At 64.4% G+C, this 21,769-nt stretch carries 20 protein-coding genes and 1 pseudogene; 5 read left to right on the forward strand and 16 right to left on the reverse strand.

The features are described 5' to 3' along the window. Nucleotides 1-129: 129 nt before the first annotated feature. From AC56QQ_RS27435 to AC56QQ_RS27510, 16 genes and pseudogenes are all read right to left on the reverse strand, one after another. A complete protein-coding gene (locus AC56QQ_RS27435; protein ID WP_497124101.1) occupies nucleotides 130-414 on the reverse strand; it encodes a hypothetical protein in 285 nt (94 codons plus the stop codon). 318 nt (nucleotides 415-732) lie between these two features. Beyond that, nucleotides 733-1,494: an SDR family NAD(P)-dependent oxidoreductase gene (locus AC56QQ_RS27440; protein WP_497124102.1), complete on the reverse strand. Its 762-nt coding sequence runs from the start codon at nucleotides 1,492-1,494 to the stop codon at nucleotides 733-735. A gap of 22 nt (nucleotides 1,495-1,516) precedes the next feature. Next, the gene (locus AC56QQ_RS27445) at nucleotides 1,517-2,488 is read right to left on the reverse strand and encodes a carbohydrate kinase family protein (RefSeq protein WP_497129147.1); all 972 of its coding nucleotides are present in this window, start codon (nucleotides 2,486-2,488) and stop codon (nucleotides 1,517-1,519) included. A gap of 32 nt (nucleotides 2,489-2,520) precedes the next feature. Continuing rightward, entirely contained in the window at nucleotides 2,521-3,105 is a 585-nt protein-coding gene (locus AC56QQ_RS27450; protein WP_497129149.1) for an ABC transporter permease, read from the reverse strand. Between the two features lie 76 nt (nucleotides 3,106-3,181). Further along, nucleotides 3,182-3,511 (reverse strand): annotated as a pseudogene (locus AC56QQ_RS27455) (ABC transporter permease); the annotation flags it as partial. Further along, nucleotides 3,508-4,560 (reverse strand): ABC transporter permease, encoded by a 1,053-nt coding sequence (locus tag AC56QQ_RS27460; protein ID WP_497124103.1) that lies wholly within the window; start codon nucleotides 4,558-4,560, stop codon nucleotides 3,508-3,510. The pseudogene AC56QQ_RS27455 and the gene AC56QQ_RS27460, both read right to left, overlap by 4 nt. Further along, the gene (locus tag AC56QQ_RS27465; protein WP_497124104.1) at nucleotides 4,560-6,089 is read right to left on the reverse strand and encodes a sugar ABC transporter ATP-binding protein; all 1,530 of its coding nucleotides are present in this window, start codon (nucleotides 6,087-6,089) and stop codon (nucleotides 4,560-4,562) included. Before AC56QQ_RS27465 ends, AC56QQ_RS27460 begins: the two co-directional genes overlap by 1 nt. 99 nt (nucleotides 6,090-6,188) lie before the next feature. After that, complete coding sequence (locus tag AC56QQ_RS27470; RefSeq protein WP_497124105.1) at nucleotides 6,189-7,193, reverse strand: sugar ABC transporter substrate-binding protein; 1,005 nt, start codon at nucleotides 7,191-7,193, stop codon at nucleotides 6,189-6,191. Between the two features lie 85 nt (nucleotides 7,194-7,278). Beyond that, nucleotides 7,279-7,938: an L-fuculose-phosphate aldolase gene (locus AC56QQ_RS27475; protein WP_497100589.1), complete on the reverse strand. Its 660-nt coding sequence runs from the start codon at nucleotides 7,936-7,938 to the stop codon at nucleotides 7,279-7,281. 26 nt (nucleotides 7,939-7,964) lie between these two features. Beyond that, entirely contained in the window at nucleotides 7,965-8,741 is a 777-nt protein-coding gene (locus AC56QQ_RS27480) for an SDR family NAD(P)-dependent oxidoreductase (RefSeq protein ID WP_497124106.1), read from the reverse strand. A 239-nt stretch (nucleotides 8,742-8,980) separates the two neighbouring features. After that, a complete protein-coding gene (locus AC56QQ_RS27485) occupies nucleotides 8,981-9,883 on the reverse strand; it encodes a GntR family transcriptional regulator (protein WP_497124107.1) in 903 nt (300 codons plus the stop codon). A 52-nt stretch (nucleotides 9,884-9,935) separates the two neighbouring features. Beyond that, nucleotides 9,936-11,192, reverse strand: coding sequence for an MFS transporter (locus tag AC56QQ_RS27490; RefSeq protein WP_497124108.1), 1,257 nt, complete (start codon nucleotides 11,190-11,192; stop codon nucleotides 9,936-9,938). 9 nt (nucleotides 11,193-11,201) lie between these two features. Beyond that, nucleotides 11,202-11,654: a MaoC family dehydratase gene (locus AC56QQ_RS27495; RefSeq protein ID WP_489858172.1), complete on the reverse strand. Its 453-nt coding sequence runs from the start codon at nucleotides 11,652-11,654 to the stop codon at nucleotides 11,202-11,204. After that, nucleotides 11,651-12,112, reverse strand: a complete 462-nt coding sequence (locus tag AC56QQ_RS27500; protein WP_489859905.1) for a Zn-ribbon domain-containing OB-fold protein — start codon at nucleotides 12,110-12,112, stop codon at nucleotides 11,651-11,653. Before AC56QQ_RS27500 ends, AC56QQ_RS27495 begins: the two co-directional genes overlap by 4 nt. Further along, nucleotides 12,109-13,269: a thiolase family protein gene (locus AC56QQ_RS27505; RefSeq protein WP_497124109.1), complete on the reverse strand. Its 1,161-nt coding sequence runs from the start codon at nucleotides 13,267-13,269 to the stop codon at nucleotides 12,109-12,111. The genes AC56QQ_RS27500 and AC56QQ_RS27505 overlap by 4 nt, the downstream gene beginning before the upstream one ends. Next, on the reverse strand, nucleotides 13,266-15,218 hold the full coding sequence (locus AC56QQ_RS27510) for an acetoacetate--CoA ligase (RefSeq protein ID WP_497124110.1): 1,953 nt from the start codon (nucleotides 15,216-15,218) through the stop codon (nucleotides 13,266-13,268). The genes AC56QQ_RS27505 and AC56QQ_RS27510 overlap by 4 nt, the downstream gene beginning before the upstream one ends. A gap of 135 nt (nucleotides 15,219-15,353) precedes the next feature. Between AC56QQ_RS27510 and AC56QQ_RS27515 the strand changes: the two genes are divergently transcribed. From AC56QQ_RS27515 to AC56QQ_RS27535, 5 genes are all read left to right on the forward strand, one after another. Further along, a complete protein-coding gene (locus AC56QQ_RS27515; RefSeq protein ID WP_497124111.1) occupies nucleotides 15,354-16,532 on the forward strand; it encodes an acetyl-CoA C-acetyltransferase in 1,179 nt (392 codons plus the stop codon). A gap of 398 nt (nucleotides 16,533-16,930) precedes the next feature. After that, nucleotides 16,931-18,013, forward strand: a complete 1,083-nt coding sequence (locus AC56QQ_RS27520) for a LacI family DNA-binding transcriptional regulator (protein WP_497124112.1) — start codon at nucleotides 16,931-16,933, stop codon at nucleotides 18,011-18,013. Between the two features lie 165 nt (nucleotides 18,014-18,178). Next, nucleotides 18,179-19,132 carry an ABC transporter substrate-binding protein gene (locus AC56QQ_RS27525; RefSeq protein ID WP_497124113.1) on the forward strand — a complete coding sequence of 318 codons (954 nt, stop codon included), beginning with the start codon at nucleotides 18,179-18,181 and terminating at the stop codon, nucleotides 19,130-19,132. A 70-nt stretch (nucleotides 19,133-19,202) separates the two neighbouring features. Further along, complete coding sequence (locus AC56QQ_RS27530) at nucleotides 19,203-20,726, forward strand: sugar ABC transporter ATP-binding protein (RefSeq protein WP_497124114.1); 1,524 nt, start codon at nucleotides 19,203-19,205, stop codon at nucleotides 20,724-20,726. Beyond that, nucleotides 20,723-21,760 (forward strand): ABC transporter permease subunit, encoded by a 1,038-nt coding sequence (locus AC56QQ_RS27535; RefSeq protein ID WP_497124115.1) that lies wholly within the window; start codon nucleotides 20,723-20,725, stop codon nucleotides 21,758-21,760. The genes AC56QQ_RS27530 and AC56QQ_RS27535 overlap by 4 nt, the downstream gene beginning before the upstream one ends. Nucleotides 21,761-21,769: the final 9 nt, after the last annotated feature.

The raw sequence follows: 21,769 nt of genomic DNA on the forward strand, positions 1-21,769 counted from the left end.
CTTGGTAAATAGCCGCACGTCGACCGTCTTCCACGGCCTGGCGCTAGGTGTTCGGTCTCGCCATGTGATGGATTGGGTTTAGCCTGAACCTTTGCGGCTGCTCAATCCAGATTTTGCAGATGTCCTCCGTTAGGGGGTGTGGCCATCCCCGACAATCTTGCTGCCTATAGGAGCCTTGCCGCCGAGAAGATCATACGAGCCAAAGGCGCATGGCTGCTCTTCCCGCCGTCTTACAGCCCAGATCTCAAGCTGATCGAAATGGCAGTCGCCAAGCAACACCAGATCGCGCAGCACCGTGCTCAGGTCGCCGCCGGAGTTGATCAGGCTCGCGACATCCCGCGAGGACAGGATTTGCGACTGATGATTCACGGTCAGATCTGTTCCTGCTGGCACATCGATGGCTGAGACAAGCAATTCAGAGCCTTGCGAAGCTACACGTCTTCCGACAGCTAGACACCCAGATTTTCCTCCGAAGCGGAGGAAGACGCACGACCAGACGCTTCCTAGCCTGATGCCCGAAAGGGCCGTTGGAGCGAATGGAAATCAGGAAGATCTGCACTTCCTTGAGGAGATTCTAATCGAAGGCGGAAAGGCGGCGGGCAAGCCGGTCACCACCATCGTCGTGTAGAACTTCAGATGATTGAGAATGACAGATCTCTGCTGACGATCGCCCAGCCGCTCGTTTTTTGTTCTCCTCGGAGCTTCTTTTGAGTCCGATGCCACAACCATGGCCTAGTGAAAATAAATCCCGCCGCAGACATTCAACGCCTGCCCGGTGACGAAGGCCGACTGGTCGGAGGCGAAGAAACACACTGGCCCGACAATGTCCTCGGGATAGCCAAGACGCTTCAGCGCCGCGACTTCTTCCCAGTGCCGGATGGCCTCGTCGCTGCCGAGATTGTTCTTGCCCATTTCGGTCAGGATGATGCCCGGGCAGATGGCATTGACGGTAACGCCGTCCATGCCGACTTCCTGCGCCAGCACGCGGGTCAGCGTGATGACGGTCGCCTTGGTCGCGGCATAGTGGCCCTGCGTCGGCACGCCCTGGCGTCCGGCGATCGAGGCGATGTTGACGACGCGGCCGGATTTACGCTCCCGCATATGCGGCAGCACCGCCTGGCACATCAAGAGCACGCCCTTGGCGTTGACGTCGAAATGGGCATCCCAGGACGCTTCATCGAGATCCTGGAGCAGGCTGGGCTTGAGGATGCCGGCATTGTTGACCAGCACGTCGATACGGCCGGCATCCTTCAGCAGCGCCGCGGCGGTAGCGTCCACCTCCCTCTTGCTGCTGACGTCCATCGTGTAGACATAGGCCTTGCGGCCGATGGCTTCGATCTCGGCGCGCGTCACGTCGAGCTCCTTGGCCTGCCCCGGCAGATCGGTCACCGCGACATCGTAGCCGAACCTGGCCAGGCCGACGGCGATGGAACGACCGATGCCGCGGCTGGCGCCCGTGACCAGTGCAACCGTGCCGACTTTGGAATTGTTCATAAGATGTCCTTTCAAATGCTGCTCAAGCCGCTGCGTAGGAACGCTTGGGCGTCTTGACCGGAAGTGAATTCATGGCCGCAAGCGTGTCGTCGAAGGAGACCAGCTTGCCATCCGAGCCGAGGCCCATCGCCACCTTGGCCGCGACCGCCGACGCAAAGCGCGCCGACTGATGGAGATCCCAGCCCTTGACGATGCCGACGATGATGCCGGCGGTGAAACTGTCGCCACAGCCGGTGGTGTCGACGACCGCAATGTCGAAGGCCGGCAAATGGAACGGCTTGCCATGCTCAGGCGCGACATAGACGCCTTCGCCGCCAAGCGTGAGCAGGCAGTTCTTGACGCCCTTCGACATGAAGTAGGCGGCGACCCTGGCGGGATCCTGCTCGTGCGCCATCTCGCTGGCCTCGTCGATGCTCGGCACGAAATAGTCGATGTAAGGCAGGCAGGGCTCGACGAAGGCAATGGTTTCCGGCGTGGCCTGGATGAGATCGAAAGTGGTGGTGCGGCCGAGCTCCTTGGCGCGCTTCAGCAGCCGCACCGTCGGCTCGCCGTCGAAGCTCTTGAGCAGGCCGGTGCCGCCGACATGGACAACAGTCGCGTCGAGCGCGGCGTCGAGATCCTCGTCGGCGACGCGGAACACCGTCGCGGTGCCGGGAACATGCAACGCCGGCCGCTCGCCATTGGGGCGAACCGGCAAAATGGTCGAAGAGGTCTGGACGCTGCCGTCGCGGCGGACCAAGTCGCAGTCGAGGCCGTATTTCTTGAGCTTGGCGACGAACCAGTCTCCCATATCGTCGGTGCCAAGCGTGGTCACGGCCTGTGTCTTCAGGCCAAGGATGGCGCAGTCCATTCCGGTCGCGCCGGCGGTACCGGCAACGGTCATGCGGATTTCCTCGATGTAGTCGGCCCTGCCGCCTTCGGGAATGCGCGAGACCGGACGGCCGAGAATGTCGAGCACGTAGAAGCCGACCGAACTGACATCAAACCTGGGCATGGAACAATTCCTTTGACGAAGCGGCAGTGAGATTAGTGACGGGCACGGCGCAGGCCGAAGCTGACGGCAAGGACCAGGAAGACGAGCACGCCGATGCCGACCTGCTGCCAATAGAAATTCCAGCCGATGAGCAGCAGCCCGTTCTTGACCACCGCCAGCAGCAGCACGCCGAGCAATGTGCCGATCACCGTCGGCCGGCGCTCCGTGCTGAGCGTGGTGCCGATGAAGGTGGCGCCGATGGCGTCGAGCAGGAAGGCGTTGCCCGACAGCGGCACATAGGATTTGACCGTCGCCGAGAGCAGGATGCCGGTGATGCCGCAGAGCAGCGCGCAGCCGATATAGACCAGCGACTGCTGGCGGGGCACCCGCAGGCCCGAATACCAGGCGACGCCCGGCTGCGCGCCCATGGCCTGCACAGCGCGGCCGAAGACCGAGCGATGCAGCAGCAGGTAGACGACGACGATGCAGGCGATCAGCACCAGCACCGGCGTCGGCACGCCGAGCAGCGTGGTCCTGGCGATGGCGTTGAACTGGTCGCCGGCATAGCCCGTGATGAGATAGATCGGCTGGCCGCCGCTGGTCGCCAGCTGCTGCGTACTCTGGCCGATGAACAGCACGCCGAGCGTCGCCGAGGAACGGGCTGATCTTCAGCCGGGTGATCAGGATGGCGTTGAGCACGCCGACGACGACCGCCGCCAGCAGCCCGACCGTGACGCCGAAGACGCCGCCATAGCCGGCGGCGAGCAGCATGACGAACACCATCGAGGCCATGTCGACCGAGACGCCGACCGACAGGTCGATGCCGCCCGACGAGATGACGATGGTGAGCCCGAGCGCGACGATGGCCAGCATCACCACATTGTTGACCAGCACGTTGTAGAGGTTGGCGCCGGTCAGGAAGGTCGGGCTGGCGATGGCGAAGAACAGGCAGATGGCGAGGAAGGTGATGACCACGCTGTAGCTGGCGAGGAAGCCGCCGATCTTCTGCGCGCCGGTTGCCTGGATGTTGGGAGCGATGCTCATCGGGATGCCTCCGGTCCGCGGGCAAAGGATGTGACGGCGACGACCAGCAGGATCAACGCGCCCTGCACGCCGTTGACCCAGTAGCTGGAGACGTTGAGCAGTTGGAAGCCGTTGGCGAGGAAGCCGATGAACAACACGCTGAGCAGCGTGCCGCCGATCGTCGGCACCAGTCGCCGCGAGAAGACGGTGCCGAGAAGGGCAGCGGCCAGCACCGACAGCAGCATTTCGCCGGAGCCCGGCGTGCTGGCGCTCAGCCGCGAGACGGCCAGCACGCTGGCGATGGCGGCGCAAAAGCCTGAGAACATGTAGGTGAAGGCGACATAGAGCGGCACGCTGATGCCGGCGGCGCGCGCCGCTTCCGGATGGCCGCCGACGGCATACAGCCTGAGCCCGAAACCCGTCTTGTGGATGAAGACCAGCATGATGGCGGAGAACAGGATCAGGCACCAGGCGAGCGCCGAGATGCCGAGTAAGCTGCCCGACACCAGGAAGGCCAGCAGCGGCGAAGCGGCGCCCACCACCGTGTTCTGCGTCAGCGTCAGTTCGGCGCCGGCGGCGATGTTCATCACCGCCAGCGATGCCAGCAGCGGCAGGATGCCGAGACCGACGACTGCGATGGCGTTCAGCGCCCCGACCGCGATGCCGACGACGATGGCGGCCAGGATCGCCACCACGTCGGGATAGCCCGCCTGCAGGGCTGTCGCGAACACCGCCGCGCACAGGCCCATATTGGCGGCGATCGACAGGTCGATGCCGCCCTCGGTGACATTGGAACCGCCACCGATGATGACCACCGCCATGCCGAAGGCGAGCACGCCGAGGATCGCTGATTGCTCGACGACGTTGATCAGGTTGAAGGAGGACAGGAAGCCCGGCGCGAACAGCGTGAAATAGGCCAAGATCGCGGCGAAGGTGGCGATGGCGCCAAGCCGCACCGCGACGGCGCCGATGCGCTTGCCGGTGTTTTGCATCCGCGGCTTTTCGCTCCGCACGACGTCAGGGGACGCGCCGGTGGCTTTCACCACAGGTTTCATCGTGGTCGCGGTCATCAGGAGGCCTCCGCTTTCACAGTGCGTGCGCCCGACGAGGCGGCAAGCAGCCGGTCGCCGTCGAGGTCGTCGCCGGAAAATTCGCCTGACAGCCGCCCGCGATAGACGACCAGCACGCGGTCGCAGACACCGACCAGTTCAAGCAGGTCGGACGACAGGAGAAGGATGGCGGCGCCCTCGCCGGCCAGCCGGTTCAGCAGATTGTAGATCTCGACCTTGGCGCCGACATCGACAGCGACGGTCGGCTCATCAAGGATGTAGACGCGCGACTGGCAACTCAGCCATTTGGCGATCGCCACTTTCTGCTGGTTGCCGCCGGAGAGCTGGCGCACCAGCGTATCGCGGCCGGGGGTCTTGATCGACAGTTCGCGGATCAGCCCGTCGATCGCCTTGTTCTCCAGCCCACGCTTGACGAAGCCGCTGCCGCTGTAGCGGCCGAGGCTGGCAAGGCTGATGTTCTCGCGCACCGACAGGTCGATGGCGACACCATGGGCGCGGCGGTCCTCCGGCAGCATGGCGATGCCGCCCTGGACGGCATGCACCGGCGACGACAGCGAGAGTGTCTTGCCCTCGACCTTGATCACGCCACGCTCGGCGCGATCCAGCCCGAACAGACACTGCACGACCTCCTTGGCGCCCGAGCCGAGCAGACCGGTCAGGCCGACGATCTCGCCGCGACGCACCGAGAACGAGATGTCCTCGAAACTGCCGGCCATGCCGAGATGCGAGACTTCGAGCATCGGCGCGCCGATGGCGACCGAGCGCTTGGGAAACATCTCGCCGACATCGCGCGCGATCATCATCGCAATGATCTCGTCGATCGGGGTCCGCGCCGGATCGACGGTGCCGACATCGGTGCCGTTGCGCATCACCGTGACGCGGTCGCAGAGCTGCTCGATCTCCTGCATGTAGTGGGAGATGAAGATGACGGCGATGCCGTCGTCGCGCAGCCGGCGCAGCACGGCAAACAGGCTGTCCACCTCGCGTTTGACCAGTGCCGCGGTCGGCTCGTCGAGCACCAGCACGGAGGCCTTCTGCGCCAGCGCGCGGGTGATCTGGACGATCTTCTGCTGCGCCGTCGTCAGGTCCTGGATCAGGACGCCCGCCGGGAGTTCGAGGTCGAAATAGCGCTTGAGCAGTTCGGCGGCGCGCGGGTTCATCGAACGGCGGCTGACGAACGGGCCGAAACCGAGCTCATGACGCAGGAACACCGCTTCGCCAACCGTCGCGGTCGGCACCAGCAGGCGGTCCTGGTGGATGAAGTGAACGCCGAGCCGCTCGACCGAAAAAGGCGTGATATTGCCGACGGTCTCGCCATTGATGGCGATGGTGCCGCTGTCGGGCTTGAGGATTCCGGCCAGCACCTTGATGATCGTCGACTTGCCGGCGCCGTTCTGGCCGACGAGGCCATGGATGGTGCCACGCGCCACCTGAAGGTCTGCGTCGTGAAGCGCCTGGACAGGACCGAAGCGTTTGGAGATGCCGGTCATCGAGATGGCGATTTCAGTTGCTGCGGGTTGCACGGTCATGCCCTGCTCCTTGCGCGGAGGAATTGAGGACCGCGCCGTCGAAACGGCGCGGCCGGAACCAGTCAATGCTTACCGACTGGAGGGGAGCCTTGGGAGGCCTTATTTCACGCCGGCCTTTTCGGCCGCCTCGAGGAACGGCTTGCCGGTGACGGCGGCGTTCTCCTTGTTGATCAGCACGGCGGGCACGAAGGTGAACGGCGCCACCTTCTGGCCGGCCAGGAATTTGGCGACGTTCTGCACCGATGTCTTGCCGATCTCATAGGGCTGCTGGGCGGCGACGGCGGCTGCCGGCGACTTCTCGTCCATCACCATCTTGATGACTTCCGGGCTACCGTCGATGCCGTAGGTCTTCAGCTCCGGCCGGCCGGCGGCTTCGGCCGCTTGGGTGGCGCCGATCTGCGGCACGTCCCAGCAGGCCCAGACCGCATTCAGCGAGCCCTTCTCCGGCGACTTGGTCAGCATGTCTGTGACGTTGGAATAGGCCGCCTGGACGGTGTTGGGAATGACATCGCGCAGTTCCGGCTCGATGATCTTGACGTCCGGGAACGACGTCAGCACATATTTCATCTGGTCGTAGCGGATCTTGCACACGGGCACGCTGTAGAAGCCGTTGAAGACCAGTACATTGCCCTTGCCGCCCATGTCGGCGATCATCTGCAGCGCGATCTCGGCGCCGATGTTGTAGTTGTTCGAGGTCGTGTTGTTGATGGCGTAAGGCGTCGCCGTGTCGACGGTGAACAGCGGAATGTTGGCTTCGCGGATCTTGGCCAGCCACGGGTTCAGCACTTCGAGGTTGCCGAGCTGCTCGATGATGGCGTCGGGCTTCTGCGCGATCAGCGTCTGCAACTGGGCGATCTGCTGCTGGTCCTTGCGGCCGGCATCGAGCGCGATCACCTCACCGCCGAGGCGCTTGACCTCGTCCTGGATGCCGCGGAACGCCATCAGGTCCCAATAGTGATCGGTGCCGATCGCCGAGACGCCGATGGTCTTGCCCTTCAGGGAAAGCTCTTCCGCCTGCGCACCAGAGGCGGCAACAAGGCCGCTGGTGATGGCAAGCGCGAGAGCAACCGCCTTTACAATGCTCTTTCCGGAAATGTTTGACATCGAATTCCTCCCTAGCCAAAGAAACTCCAGAGCCGTCTCTGAAGCGTTGCACCGGACGCATCGCCCGGAATTGGTAACCGCCTCCTCAGGCGGCATCGGCGGCATCGCGGTGGCCATAGCTGGCCATCCTGCCGATGACATTCCCGATCTCTTCATCCGAAAGCAGTGGCGGCTCGCCGATCTGCAGGCAGCCATGATATTGCCGTGCCAGCGTTTCGACCTCGACCGCCAGCCACATGGCGTTGTCGAGCGAGGTGCCGACGGCGATCATGCCGTGATGTTCCAGGAGGCACGCCTTGCGGCCCTCAAGTGCCTTGACCGCATTGACCGACAGCTCGGCCGTGCCGAAGGTTGCGTAAGGGGCGCAGCGTATATCGCTGCCGCCGGCGACGGCGATCATGTAGTGGATCGCCGGGATCTTCCTGCCCATGATGGCGATCGTCGTGCAGTAGGTGGGGTGCGCGTGGACGATCGCATTGACCTCCGGCCGCGCCTTGAGGATGTCGAGGTGAAAGCGCCATTCGCTCGAGGCGTCAAGCCTGCCTTCGGCGTCGCCGGCCCAGTTCATGAACACGATGTCCTGCGGCTTCAGCGTCGCATAGGGCGTGCTCGTCGGCGTGATCAGCATGCCCTCGCCGTGGCGCACGCTGATGTTGCCTGACGTACCCTGGTTGATGCCGACCCTGTTCATCTCGATGCAGGCATCGATGATCGACTGGCGTATTTGCGTGTCTGAGGCGGACATGTCTTTTCCCATTGCTTGTCGACCCGTCACCAGGCCGTATAACCGCCGTCAATCGACAGGATCGCGCCGGTGACGTAACTCGATGCGGGCGACGCGAGGAACAGGATCGCCGAGGCGATCTCTTGCGGCTCGCCGCAGCGCGCCATCGGCGTCATGTCCATCCACACGTTGAACAGTTCGGGGCGGTCGCGCATTTTCAGCGTCATGTCGGTCGCCACATAGCCGGGGGCGAGCGCGTTGACGCGCACGCCCATCGGCGCCCATTCGACGGCGAGCGCCTTGGTCAGCATGTGGACCGCGCCCTTGCTGACCATGTAGGACGCCGCTGTTTGCGGACGATTTACGATCAGGCCCGACATCGAGCCGAGATTGACGATGCTGCCCTTGCCTTTCGCCACCATGTGCCGGCCGAAGGCGCGCGATGCCCAGTAGACGCCGTTGACATTGACGTCCATGACCAGCCGCCATTCCTCGTCGGGCGTGTCGAGCGCCGAGTTGAGGCGGGCAATGCCGGCGCTGTTGACGAGGATGTCGAGCCTGCCGAATTCGGCCGCCAGATCGGCGGCGGCTGCCTCCAGCGCGCTCGGGTCGGTCACATCGAGTTGCCGGATGGAGACGCTGGTGACGCCGGCATCGGCGAGGGCCAAGACAGCGGCGTCGAGCGGGCTCCGGTCGAGGTCGATCAGCACGACATGCGCGCCGCAACTGCCGAGGGCCTTCGCGGCCTCGAAGCCGATGCCGCGAGCGCCGCCGGTGACAATGGCAATCTCGCCATCGAGATCGAGCTGACGCCTGTAGTCCATTGCAATTCCTCCACCGCGGACACGGCTTCGCCGAGCGCAGAGCAACAGCTTTGCGCCTGCCGCCAATCGCGCTGGCGGCTTTTGACAGGACCCGTGTCCGGAATACTCCTCCCGCCACCCCGTAGGACGGCGGCATGAGCAGACCCTAAAGTCCTCGATCGCCCATGTCAATCTGGTTATTACCAGAAATAATATTTCCGCTTTTTGGCCTGGCCGGCAATGCCTTGCCTTGGCAAACCCTAGGCGTTCGTGGCGCTGCTCTGCTCGATCGACATGTGGATGCGTGCCACAGAGGAATTGTAGAGCGCCTGGTAGTATTCGAGCGCCGCACCATCGGCATCGTAGGCGATCGATTCGATCGAGATCAGCGGCGTCGCCGGCGACACGCCCATGCGCTCTGCCTCTTCCTTGGTCGGCAGCGCCGCGGTGAACCAGCGCTCGGCGCGTAGCACGGTCAGGCCGTAGCGTTCGCGGATCGTCTGGAAGACAGACTGGTTCTCGATGTCCACGGTCTCCAGCCCCGGCACCTTGTGGCCGGGCAGGCTGATATGGGTGAGCGTGATCGGCGAGCCATCGGTCATGTAGACGCGTCCGATGCGCACGACGCTGCCGGTTTCCGGGATGCCGAAGACGCTGCTTTCCTTTTCGTTGGGCGGGCAACGGTAGAATTCGAAAGTGCGGGTCGAGACGACGTGGCCCTTCGCGGTCAAGTCGCCGAACACGCTGAGGTTCGAGGTCATGAAGTCGACATGCTCGCGAGGTGCCGCGACGAACATGCCCTTGCGGGGCATCTTGATGACCCTTCCGCCATTGGACAGCGAGCCGATGGCAGCGCGCACCACGGGCCGCGAGACGCCGAAGAAGTCACACAGCGCCTGTTCGGACGGAATGCGCGAATTGGCGGCCAGCACGCCGGTGTTGATCGCCTCCTCGATCTGGTTGCGCAATTGCACCCACAGAGGCGCGGCATCGTCGCGGTTGAGTTGGATCTTCTCGCCGATGGCGCGAAAGGTTTCCGCGGCCTCCGCGTCTTCCTGGTCGTAGCGCGGTCTTCCCCGGGTCTTCAGCATTCCCCACCTTGAATTCTCGGCCTCGGTCGGCGAACCCGGCACCGGCATCATCGCCGTGCCTGATACACTCAATCTTTGCGCGAGAAATCAAGCCCGGTCGTGCAAGCCGGCAAGGCCGATGAAATCACCGCCTGCCGCCAGCCATCTTCGCGGCGACAGGCAACCCACGCAGGACGAGCATCGCGGCGGCACCGACGAGCGGCCCGGGCACCAGCATCAGGAACGCCCAGCGCCAGCCGCCAAGCAGGGTCGCGACATGCGGCAGCAGCCAGATCGCAAGCACGGTCAGGGCAAAGCCGAGGCCAAGCTGGACCGACAGTGCCGTGCCGACAAAACGCCGGTCGCCAAGCTCGGTCACCGCTGCCGAGAACTGCGCGGAATCACCGATGACCGAAATGCCCCAGATGAGCGCGATCAGTGCGAACAGCCAGAGCGGTCCATCGAAAACGAAGCCGATCGTCAGCGCGCAGGAGCCGGAGACGATCATCATTGCGGCCGTGGTCAAGCTGCGGCCGAAGCGGTCGGACAGCACGCCGCCGAGCAGGCAACCGCCGACGCCGGCGGCAATCGCGCAGAACGTCAGCAGCGACGCCAGGAAAGGAGAGGCCTGTTGCTGTGTCTCGAGGGCCGCGCGGGTATAGGCCAGCAGCCAGGCCCACATGGCATAGAGTTCCCACATGTGGCCGAGATAGCCGATGTTGACCAGCACCAGCGGCCTGTCGCGGAAGATCGCGCCGATCTGGCGCGGATCGAACACCGCCTTGCCGAACGGATACGGGCCTTCGCTGGCAAAGGACCAGAAGAGCGCGGATCCAATGAGGGTCGCGATGCTTGCGGCCAGCACGACCGACTGCCAGTCGAGCGTACCGGCGAGTGCCCGGAACAGATGCGGCAGCGAAGAGCCCAGCGTCAGCGCCCCTATAACGGCGCCGAGCGCCACTCCCCTGCCCCTTGTGAACCAGGTCGAGACCAGCTTCAGCGCCGGCGGGTAAACGCCGGCCAGCGCCACGCCGGTGAGGATGCGGGCGGCGACGAGGCCGACCGGCCCGGGCTGCAACAGCAGGCACGCGTTGGCGGCGGCGGCAAGCAGGGCCGAGACCGCCATCAGCCGGTTCAGCCTGACCACGTCAGGCAGGTTGACGAGGCTTGAGACAAGCGCGCCGACAACGAAGCCGATCTGCACGCCATTGGTCAGCCAGGCCTCGATCGTGCCCGACAGATGCCATGCCGCCTTCAGCTCGGGCGTGATCGCGGTTGCCGAGAACCAGGTGGTCAGCGACAGGACGACGGCAAGACAGAGCAGGCCAAGGACGCTCCAGCGATGCACGTCCTCGGCAAGCACTGCCGGCGAAGCCGCATTGGAATCCCGCCAGAGCGTCATCGCCAGAACTCAGGCCTTGGCCAGCGGCACGGTGAACACCGTCGCGGTGCCGGTCAGGCAGACATCGCCGGCTTCGTTGCGCACGGAGGTCTCGATCTTGCAGATCGGCTTGTCGGGCCGCACCTCCTTGATCTCGACGCGGCCCGTGATCATCTCGCCGACGCCGACCGCCTTGACGAATTTCCAGGCCACTTCGAGAAACACGGTTCCGGGGCCGGGAAGATCCTCGGCCACCAGCGCATTGAGGATGCCGGAGGTGACGCCGCCCTGGACGATCAGCTTGCCGAACACGGACGCCTCGGCCAGCGCCTTGTCATAGTGCAGCGGATTGCGGTCGCCGGTCATCTCGGTGAAGGCCTCGATGTCCTCGAGGCGCGTGCGCCGCGAACGCTCGGCGAAAGCGCCGACTTGCGGCCGTCCCTTGACGACGCCGATCCAGCCGTCCTTCGTCTCTGTGCTCATGAGCGTATGTCCTGTCCTGTTGTGGTGTCTGGGGTTGTGTCCTTGGCCGACGGCCTGAACGCCGGCAGCGTGCGGCCGCCGATGCGCGTCGGCGCGAGCACAAGCGGTTGGCCAACCGCGCATGCGGCCTCTTCGGCGACGATGAAACTCAACATGGTCGGCCCTTCCTCGAGCTCGACCAAGCCGACGACATAGGGCGCGGCGGGCAGCCAGCCGGGATGGCCGGGCTTGTGCACGACCGAGAAGGATTTGAGCCGGCCACAGCCCGACGCCTCGCGCCAGACCAGGCGGTTGCTCCAGCAATGCGGGCAGATCGGCCGGGGATAGAACACCGCCTTGCAGCAGGCTTCGCAGGACTGGATGACCAGCCGGCCCTCGGATGCAGCCTGCCAGAATGGCGCGGTCAGCGTGGTAATGGTCGGCCCCGGCGTCTTCAGGAGATCGAGATCGACGCTCATTGATCGGCTCCCAGGACAAGCGCTGTCGCCTCGCTCATCGTCGCGCCATTGCCGGTGACCAGCGCCAGTTTTGCGTTGGCGATCTGCCGTCCGGTTGCCTGCCCGCGCAATTGCCGCACCGCTTCGACGACATGGGTCATGCCGCCGGCGAGATCAGGTTGGCCAAAGCCGAGCTGGCCGCCATGCGTATTCAGCGGCGCATCGCCGGACGGTCCGAGGGCATTATCAGCGACCCAGCGGCCGAACTGTCCCGGCGCGCAGAGGCCGGCATCCTCGATCGTCGCCGCCACCATGATCGTGTAGCAATCGTAGAGCGACAAAAGGCTCATCTCGGCGACACTTGTGCCGGACTGCGCGAAGGCGCGCGCCATGGCCGGCTTGAGCGGGCCGGAGGTGAGGCTCGGCGCCTGCGACACGGCGCGGTGCGTCACCTTCTCGCCCGCGCCGAGCAGGTGCACTGCGGGCTTTGCCAGCCGGCGCGCGCGCTCGGCCGAGACGACGACGACCGCCTCGCCGCCGGCGACCGGCATCACGATCTCGAGCAGGTGCAAAGGCGAGGCGACGATGGGAGACGCCAGCACGTCGCCGACATCGGCCGGCTTGCCATAAAAGATCGCGTCGGGATTGAGCTGCGCGTTGGCGCGCGCCCAAGCGGCGATCGCGGCGAAATCGTGTGGCGTCGAGCCGTGTTCGGCCATATGCGCCTGCATCAGCAGCGCATAGGACATGTTGGCGCCCGACGCACCGAACGGCACGTCGAATTCGCGGATCGGATTGCGGTTGGGGGAGCGCGCCGGCTCCGCCTCGCGGGTGTTGGCCAGAACGCAGAGCACCGCCTCGCACATGCCGGCCTCGATCGCCGCCGCCGCCCGCCAGACCATGCCGGCACCGGAGGCGCCACCGAGATCGACGACATTGGCCATGTCGGGTTTGAGGCCGAGATATTCGGCGACCGTCGCGGGTACGTGCTGCGGTGTTTCGCCGACCTGCGGACCGACCAGCAGTCCGTCGATATGGCCGGGCTCCAGCCCGGCATCGAGAACGGCGAGCCGCGAGACCTCGGCGATCATTTCCAGCGTCGTGCGCCCCTCGGTGCGGCGCGTCGGCTTGAGCTCGCCAATGCCGGCAATGGCGCCGCGTGACCGTGCCGCGCTCATGCCGCATGGCTCCGGTCGAGATGGCGGTATTCGTCGAGCACTTCGGGGTTGGCCAGTGACCCCAGGTTCTTCACCGCCTTGCCCTCGATCACCGTGCGGGCAGCGCCCTCCACCCGCTTGCCGTTCAGGGTGTAGGGAATGGCGGAGACGGCGTGGATGCGGTGCGGCACATGACGCGGCGACGCCTGTTCGCGAATGTGTTTGCGGATGCGCAGGGCAAGCTCCGCCGTCAGCGCGCGGCCCTCCCTAAGCTTCAGGCAGAGCAGGATTTCCTCGTCGCCGGTGACCGGCGCACCGAACACCAGACAGTCCTCGATCTCCGGGAATTTTTCGCAGGCCGCGTAGATTTCGGCGGTGCCGATCCTGACGCCGCCGGGCTTCAGAGTGGTGTCGGAACGGCCATGCACGATGGCCGAACCATGCACCGTCATTTCGGCGATATCGCCATGGGTCCAGATCTCGCGCCGCGCGGCGAAATAGGTCGCGTGATAGCGCTCGGTGCCGCCCTCGCCCCAGAAGGTCAGCGGCATCGACGGGAACGGCTCGGTGCAGACCAGATCGCCTTGCACGGCAATGACAGGCGCATTGCGTTCGTCCATCACCGCCACCGCCAGTCCGAGGCCCTTGACGGTCAGATGGCCGCGGCGCACCGGGTGCAGCGGCGACCCCAGCAGGAAGCAGCCGATGATCTCGGTGCCGCCCGAGATCGAAGCGAAGATCATGTCCGGCTTGACGTTCTGGTAGACCCAGTCGAACTGGCCGGGCGAGACCGGCGCACCGGCCGAGAGAAGTGAGCGTAGTGCCGGCAGATCGTGCCTTTTGCCCGGCGCATAATTTTCGTCGGCGAGTGTCGCCAGATATTTCGGACTGGTGCCGAAATGCGTGACGCCGGCCCTTTCGGCGACACGCCACAGCGGGCTCGGGTCGAGCCCCTCTGAAGTCTTCAGGATCGGCGCGCCGTCATAGAGAACGACGGCTGCGTTGCAGGCGAGGCCGGAGATCAGCCAGTGATACATCATCCAGGCGGTGTTGGTGTACCAGCTCATGATGTCGCCCGGCCGCACATCGCCATGCAGCAGATGCTCCTTGACGTGCTGCATGAGCACCCCTCCGGCCGAATGCACGATGGCTTTCGGCGCGCCTGTCGTGCCTGAGGTATAGAGGACATAGGCGGGATGGGCGAAAGGCACCCGCTCGAAGGCGAGCGGCCCTTCCCTGCCGAACGCGTCGAATCCGATGGACGTGATACCGGCACGAACCGATATCGCGGCGTGGTCGCCACAAGTCACAAGCGTCGTCAACTCCGGCATGCCTGCAACGATCTCGGCGAGCCTGCCAGCGATGTCGTGGTCCCTGCCGCCATAACGGTAGCGCGGTGTGGCGAAAAGCACTTTCGGACCGATCTGGCCAAGTCGATCGAGAATGGCCGCGACGCCGAAATCCGGCGAACAGGACGACCACACCGCGCCGATCGACAAGGTTGCGAGCAGCGCGGCAAGCGCCTCGATACGGTTTGGCAGGATGCCGCCGACCCTGTCGCCGCGCACCACACCGGCCGCTCTCAGCCCACGGGCCGTGCGGGCGACCATGACGCGCAGCTCGGCGCGGCTGAAATGTCGGAAATGGCCGGTCTCGTCGGCCTCGACGACGGCGAGCGCCGCGCCATCGCCGCGCAACAGATTCTCGGCAAGGTTGAGACTGGCTTGCGGAAAGAAGGCACTCCCGGTCATCGGCGCCGACGGATCGGCCTGGAACGCCTCCTCGCCTGGCTCGCCGATGATGCCGGCAAAATTCCAGACTGCGCGCCAGAAGGCGCCCTTTTCACCGATCGACCAGCGATGCAGCGTCTCGTAGTCATGCGGATCGAAGCCGTTTGCCGCGGCAAAACGCGCAAGGCCGGAGGTTTTGAACGCGGCCGCCGCCGGCGTCCAAAGCACGCTGGATGTCATCAAGTCCTCCCGGAAATTCGCTTGGCGTTTCGCTCTTGGCGATACGTCCGACAGCAGCTAGAATATTGGTTATAACCAGAATGTCAAGAACGCCGAGACGGCCATTTGTCCGCCTGCCGAGGGGTGAAGAAACGTATGCAGAATGTGTTCATCGCCGCCGCCAGGCGGACGCCGATCGGCAAGCTAAACGGAGCGTTTGCCGGCGTCCCTGCCGCCGAACTCGGCGCGAGCGTCATTCGCGCACTTCTCGAGGAAGCACAGGTGGAAGGCGACGTGGTCTCCGAAATCATCATGGGCCAGGTCCTGACCGGTGGTGCCGGACAGAACCCCGCAAGACAAGCTGCGCTGAACGCCGGCGTTCCCGTCAGCGTGCCCGCAATGACTGTCAACAAGGTCTGCGGCGCCGGCCAGAAATCGATCCATCTCGCCGCCCAGGCGATCCGCTGCGGCGACGCCGACATCGTCATTGCCGGTGGCCAGGATTCGATGACCGAGGCGCCGCACCTGCTCTACGGCGCACGGCGCGGCATCAGGATGGGCGACCACGAGATCAAGGATTCGATGATCGTCGACGGCCTTTGGGACGCACCCAACCAGGTGCATATGGGCGTGACCGCCGAGGGTCTTGCACGGCGCTACCAGATTACCCGCGACGAGCAGGACCGCTTCGCTGTGGCTTCGCAGGAAAAGGCCGGCAGCGCCATCGCGACCGGCCGCTTCGCCGGCGAGATCGTGCCTGTAGCAATCATGGGCAAGCGCGAGGAGCGCGTCATCGCCAGCGACGAGCATCCCAACTCCGCGTCGACGCTGGCAAGCCTGTCGCGTCTGCGGCCGGTCTTCGATCGGGACGGCACCATCACGGCGGGCAATTCGTCCGGACTGAACGACGGTGCCGCGGCGGTGATGGTCATATCGGAAAAGCGCATGAATGAACTCGGCCTGACGCCACTGGCGCGCATCGCCGCTTATGCCTCGGCCGGGGTCGAGCCGATGCAGATGGGGCTGGGGCCGGTGGCGGCCTCGCGCAAGGCGCTTGCCAAGGCAGGCTGGGCGGCATCCGACCTCGACCTGATGGAAATCAACGAGGCCTTCGCCGCGCAAGCCATCGCCGTCAACCGCGAGATGGGCTGGGACGCTGGGCTGATCAACGTCAATGGCGGCGCCATCGCGCTGGGCCACCCGCTGGCCGGATCCGGCTGCCGCATCGTCGTCACGTTGCTGCACGAGATGCACAAGCGCGGTGCCAGGCGTGGCCTCGCCTCGCTCTGCATCGGCGGCGGGCTTGGCGTCGCGATCTGCCTGGAGCACCCATAGTAGGAATGTTTGCGGAGAAGGGGATTCCGGTCGTCACGCTCGCCACGGACCTGCCGGGGTCGCGCCGGCAGGCGTATGTCGTTTCCTCGGCGGCCACGATCGATCCGCTTAACAAGCTATTGTTTTTGTTGAATTTCTTCTGCTTTCAAGCTCGATGTGTATCACAATAGGTAGCACATTCATGGCGACCAGCCAGGTGAGCCGCGAGGCAGCTGCCCTCAAGCAACGTCCTCACGCAACGTCGACTGGCCTTGATGTTCAGGATCGTTACCTCGGGCGCGGGTCCAAACCTCAAATTGACAACGGGCGGAATAAGGACTAAACGTCATCCTAATCGTTTAGGTGGAGCCTTCCGGCTGACCTCGACGAGGGAGGATTGACCCTTGGCAAGATCAACGATGCGCGACATCAGTCGCGCCACAGGCCTGTCTGTGTTCACCGTGTCCCGGGCTCTTAGCGGAGCCGACGGGGTCTCCGAGGCAAGCCGGCAGCAGGTGCTGAAGGCGGCGAGCGATCTCGGATACGTGCTCAACCGCGCGGCCCAGGAATTGCGGCGGGCCAGCCGAGACTCGGTTGCCGTCATTACCGCAAGCACCTCGAACTCCTACTATCTCGACCTGATGGCAGGCATACAGCAAGCTCTGGAACCTTCCGAGTGGACGGTGGTTGTCGGCGACGTCGCGGTCAACGGCGTGTATGACGCCCGCCTTGAGGATCGGATGATCCGCCGCCTCATCGAGTCACGGACCGCCGGCGTGATTTCGACGCTGACCCTGAAGTCAGAGAACACGCGCCTGCTCGAGCGCTGGGATATCCCGCTGGTCTTCGTGGACTCCTCGCCGCCTGCCGAGGCCGCGCACACACCAAGCGTGACCACCGACAACTACAATGCCAGCCTGATGGTGGGTAAGCATCTTGCCGATCATGGGTACAAGGACTGGCTGTTTCTGGTCTATCCGTCGAAATGGTCGACGCGGTTCGACCGTGAGCGCGGCATCAAGGAGGCCGCGCGGATCCACGGGGCCGACCTGCTGGTGCTGGAGTCGGAGAATGACGCTCAGTCCGGCTACAGCACGCTGGCGCGCCATCTCGATTCCACCGGCAAGGTTCCGCGCGCGCTGATCGCAGGCAACAACCCACTGCTGCTCGGCTCCATGAAACTTGCCGCTGAAAGGCGCGTCGCAATACCGCAGGAAATGGCGGTGGTGGCCTATGACGAATTCGCCTGGTCAGAGCTTACCGATCCGCCGATGACGGTGCTGAACGAGCACAGCGAGCAGATCGGCCGCCTTGCTGCGATGACCCTGCGCAGGATCATCGACAAGCAGGTCGAAGCCGAGAAAAGGGGCCAGGCGCCCACCCCGGTCTATCTTCCGGAGGATCAGCAGCGCGTGCCCGCCCGCCTGATAATCCGCTGCTCCTGCGGCTGTTCGAAAGACAGCGCGCATGCGCAAGGCCCAATGACCTCGCAGGCAGCTTAGCGACAACTGGAATGGAAGGACGATGACCGGACTACTTCGCGCTTGAACCTAAACGATTAGGCAAGTCGAAACCCGGAATCTGCCGCGGTGATAGTCGCGGCTTGGAAGTCGAGGAAACCGAATCTGCCGTCACTTCACGGCGGCAGACAACAAGGAGGAAAAAACATGAAAGCAAAGACCAGTATCCGGCTTATGACTGCTGCGTCCCTTGTGGCGCTCGGCTTGTCCTTCGGGGCAGTCTCAGCCTCGGCGGAAGGCAAGCTTCCCAGCAAGATCGAGAAGATCGGCCTGATGGTGCAGGACATGTCCAATCCGTTCTTCTCCGCCATGACCAAAGGCGCGGAAGATGCGGCCAAGCAGATCGGCGCCACCGTCAACGTGCAGGACGCGCAACTCGACCTGGCCAACCAAAACACCCAGATCGACGCCTTCATGCAGCAGGGCGTCAATCTGATCGTCATTTCTGCGGTAGACGAAACCGGCATCGAGCCGGCTATCCAGCGGGCCAAGGATGCCGGCATCATCGTTATCGCGGTCGATACTCCGGCTCACGGCGCCGACGCGGTGATCATGACCAATGCGGTACAGGCGGGCGAGAAATCGTGCGAGTACCTGTTCCAGCAAATGGGCGGAAAAGGTCAGGTGCTCCTGGTGGACGGCACACCGATCCAGACGATCATCGACCGCATCAATGGCTGCAAGACGGTCGCCGCGAAGTTTCCCGACATCAAGATCGTTGGCCAGCAAGCCTCGAAGAATGACCGGGCCTCAGGCCTCGCCGTGACGACCGACATGCTGACGGCCAACCCGGATGTCACCGGTATCTTCGGCATGAACGACCCCTCGGCGCTCGGCGCGGTGCTTGCTGTCGAACAGGCCGGCAAGACCAGCCAGATCAAGGTCACCGGCGTGGACGGCAGCCCCGAAGCGGTCGCCGAACTGAAGCGGGAAGGGTCGCCGTTCATCGGCTCCGCCACGCAGAACCCGGCGGAGATGGTGCGCCAGGCGGTGAAGGTCGCGCAGGACATGATTGCCGGCAAGGCGCCGAAGGACAAAACAATCCTCATTGAGAGCGTTCTCGTCACTCGCGACAACGTCACCCAGTATCCCGGCTGGTAACCATCTCCCAGACCAGCCCGGCGGGGAGCGGCCTTGCGCCGCTCCCCGCCTCAAGACCCGTGAGGCTGCCATGAGCACCCAACTTCCGCTTCTTGTCATCGAAGGCGTCTCCAAGCGCTTCGGGGCAACGCTGGCCTTGAACAAGGTCCATTTCGACCTGAGAGCGGGCGAGGTGCATGCGCTGATGGGCGAGAATGGCGCGGGCAAGTCGACCCTCATGAAGATCCTCGCCGGCAACATCCAACGCGACGCGGGGCGTATCCTTATCGATGGCCATGAAGTCGAGATCCGCTCCCCGATCGATGCCTCCGCCAACGGCATCGCCATCATCCACCAGGAACTTAACACCGTTCGCGACATGACGGTCGCGGAAAACCTTGCGCTCGGACGTGAACCGCGCACGCGCTTCGGCATGCTCGACCGTCGCCGCATGGAGCAACAGGCGCGTGAGAAGCTGGCACGCATCCACTCGACGATCGATCCGCGGCGGCCGCTCGGCTCGTTGAGCCTGGGCATGCAGCAGTTGGTCGAGATCGCGCGCGCCGTTGGCGAAAACGCCCGCGTGCTCGTGCTCGATGAACCGACCGCGGCGCTGTCGCGCGCCGAGGCAGAGGAACTCTATCGGATCATAGGCCAGATGCGCTCGGCGGGCGTGGGGCTGATCTACATTTCGCACCGCATGGAGGAAGTTTGGCAGTTGGCGGACCGGGTCACCGTGTTCCGTGACGGCGGCTATGTGGGGACCGGCACCCTGGCCGAGATCAGTCCGCAGGACGTGGTTCGCATGATGGTCGGCCGTCCGGTCGCCGACCTCTACCACCACGACAAACGCACCCCCGGCGCCGCCGTCCTCGAGGTCGAAGGACTAGCCAGCGAAGACGTCGGCCCGGTCGACCTCTCGGTTCGCGCCGGAGAGGTGGTGTGCATGGCGGGGCTGATCGGCTCGGGTCGAACCGAAGTCGGACGCCTGATTTTCGGCGCCGACCCGCGCACCGCTGGTTCAGTCAGGATCGAAGGCCGTCCCAGTCATCCGTCTGATCCCTTCGAGGCGATTGCCGACGGCATCGGCATGGTGCCCGAGAACCGCAAGGAGCAAGGCCTGTTCCTCGACCATTCGGTGGAGGACAACATTGCCATCAGTTCGCTCGACCGCTTCGTCGCGGCAGGCGTGGTCAATCGGGCGGAACGACGCGATGCCGTCATGGAGCAGATGAAGCGGCTCAAACTCCGGCTCAACGCACTCTCGCTGCCTGTGAAGGCCCTGTCTGGAGGAAATCAGCAAAAGGCGGCACTCGCCCGATGGCTGCTTCGCGATTCCAGGGTGCTGATCCTCGACGAACCTACCCGCGGTGTCGACATCGGTGCAAAGCGCGAGATCTACGAGGAGATCGACCAACTCGCCCGCGCCGGCAAGGCAATCCTGGTCATGTCGTCGGATCTGCCGGAGGCGATCGGGATAAGCGATCGCCTGCTGGTCATGCGCGAGGGCAGAATCGTGTCCGAACTGGTTTCGGAGAAAACCTCGGAAGAGGAAGTGATGCTTCATGCGACGGGTACCGCGACCCGTGGCGGAAACACAGGAATGCAACCGTGAATACTGCCCGAGACGAGACCACTCAGCCAACACCAACCACGCGGGATCGCGCCCCCTTCGATTTCGCCAAATGGTGGGACCGCGTGGGCATTCTCATGGTGCTGGTCGCGCTGGTGATCCTGATGTCGGCCATCGCTCCGAATTTCAACCGTGTCGACAACCTGCTCAACATTGCGCGCGCCATCTCGGTGAACGCTATCCTGGCGGCAGGCATGACGCTCGTCATCCTGACCGGCGGCATCGACCTTTCCGTCGGATCGATCATTGCCGTTTCTGGCGTGGTCTCCGTCATCGCCGCCATAGCGGGCGTGCCCGCCCCCGCCGCCATCCTTGTCGGCATTGCCGTCGGCGCGGCCTGCGGCCTGGTCAACGGAGCGCTGACCGCCTACCTCTCGCTCGCGCCATTCATCGTCACCCTGGGGACGATGACCTTCCTGCGCGGCCTTGCCTATACCATCACCAAAGGCCAGCCGATCGTTTCGAGTTCCCTGAATTTCAAAGACATCGGCAATGGATACCTGTGGGGCATCCCTGTGCCGGTCATTGTGATGGCAATCGTCTACCTGATCATCTGGTTCATTCTGGAGCGGACGCGCTATGGCCGCCATGTCTATGCCGTGGGCGGCAATGCCGAGGCAGCCAAGCTCGCCGGCGTGCGCGTCAAGAGGGTCATCACATCGGTCTATGTCCTGGCCGGCGGTTGTGCCGGTCTGGCGGGCGTCATCTTCTCCGCTCGCGTCATCTCGGCCCAGCCCACCGCCGGGACCGGCTATGAGCTAGACGCGATCGCGGCGGTCGTGCTCGGCGGTACCAGCCTTGCCGGAGGCCGCGGCCGAATTGTCGGCACGCTCATAGGATCGGTGATCCTTGGTGTGCTGGGTACCGGTTTGATCCTGCTCAACGTACCCTTCTTCACTCAGTTGCTGATCAAGGGTGTGGTCATCATCCTAGCCGTCGCCATCGACAGCCTGAAGCAGCGGCCGGGGCTTTTCCGCTTTCGCAAAAACGCGCCACCCGGCGCGTCCAGCCAATAACCGCCACGG

Source organism: Mesorhizobium sp. RCAM 05099, from assembly GCF_059683685.1.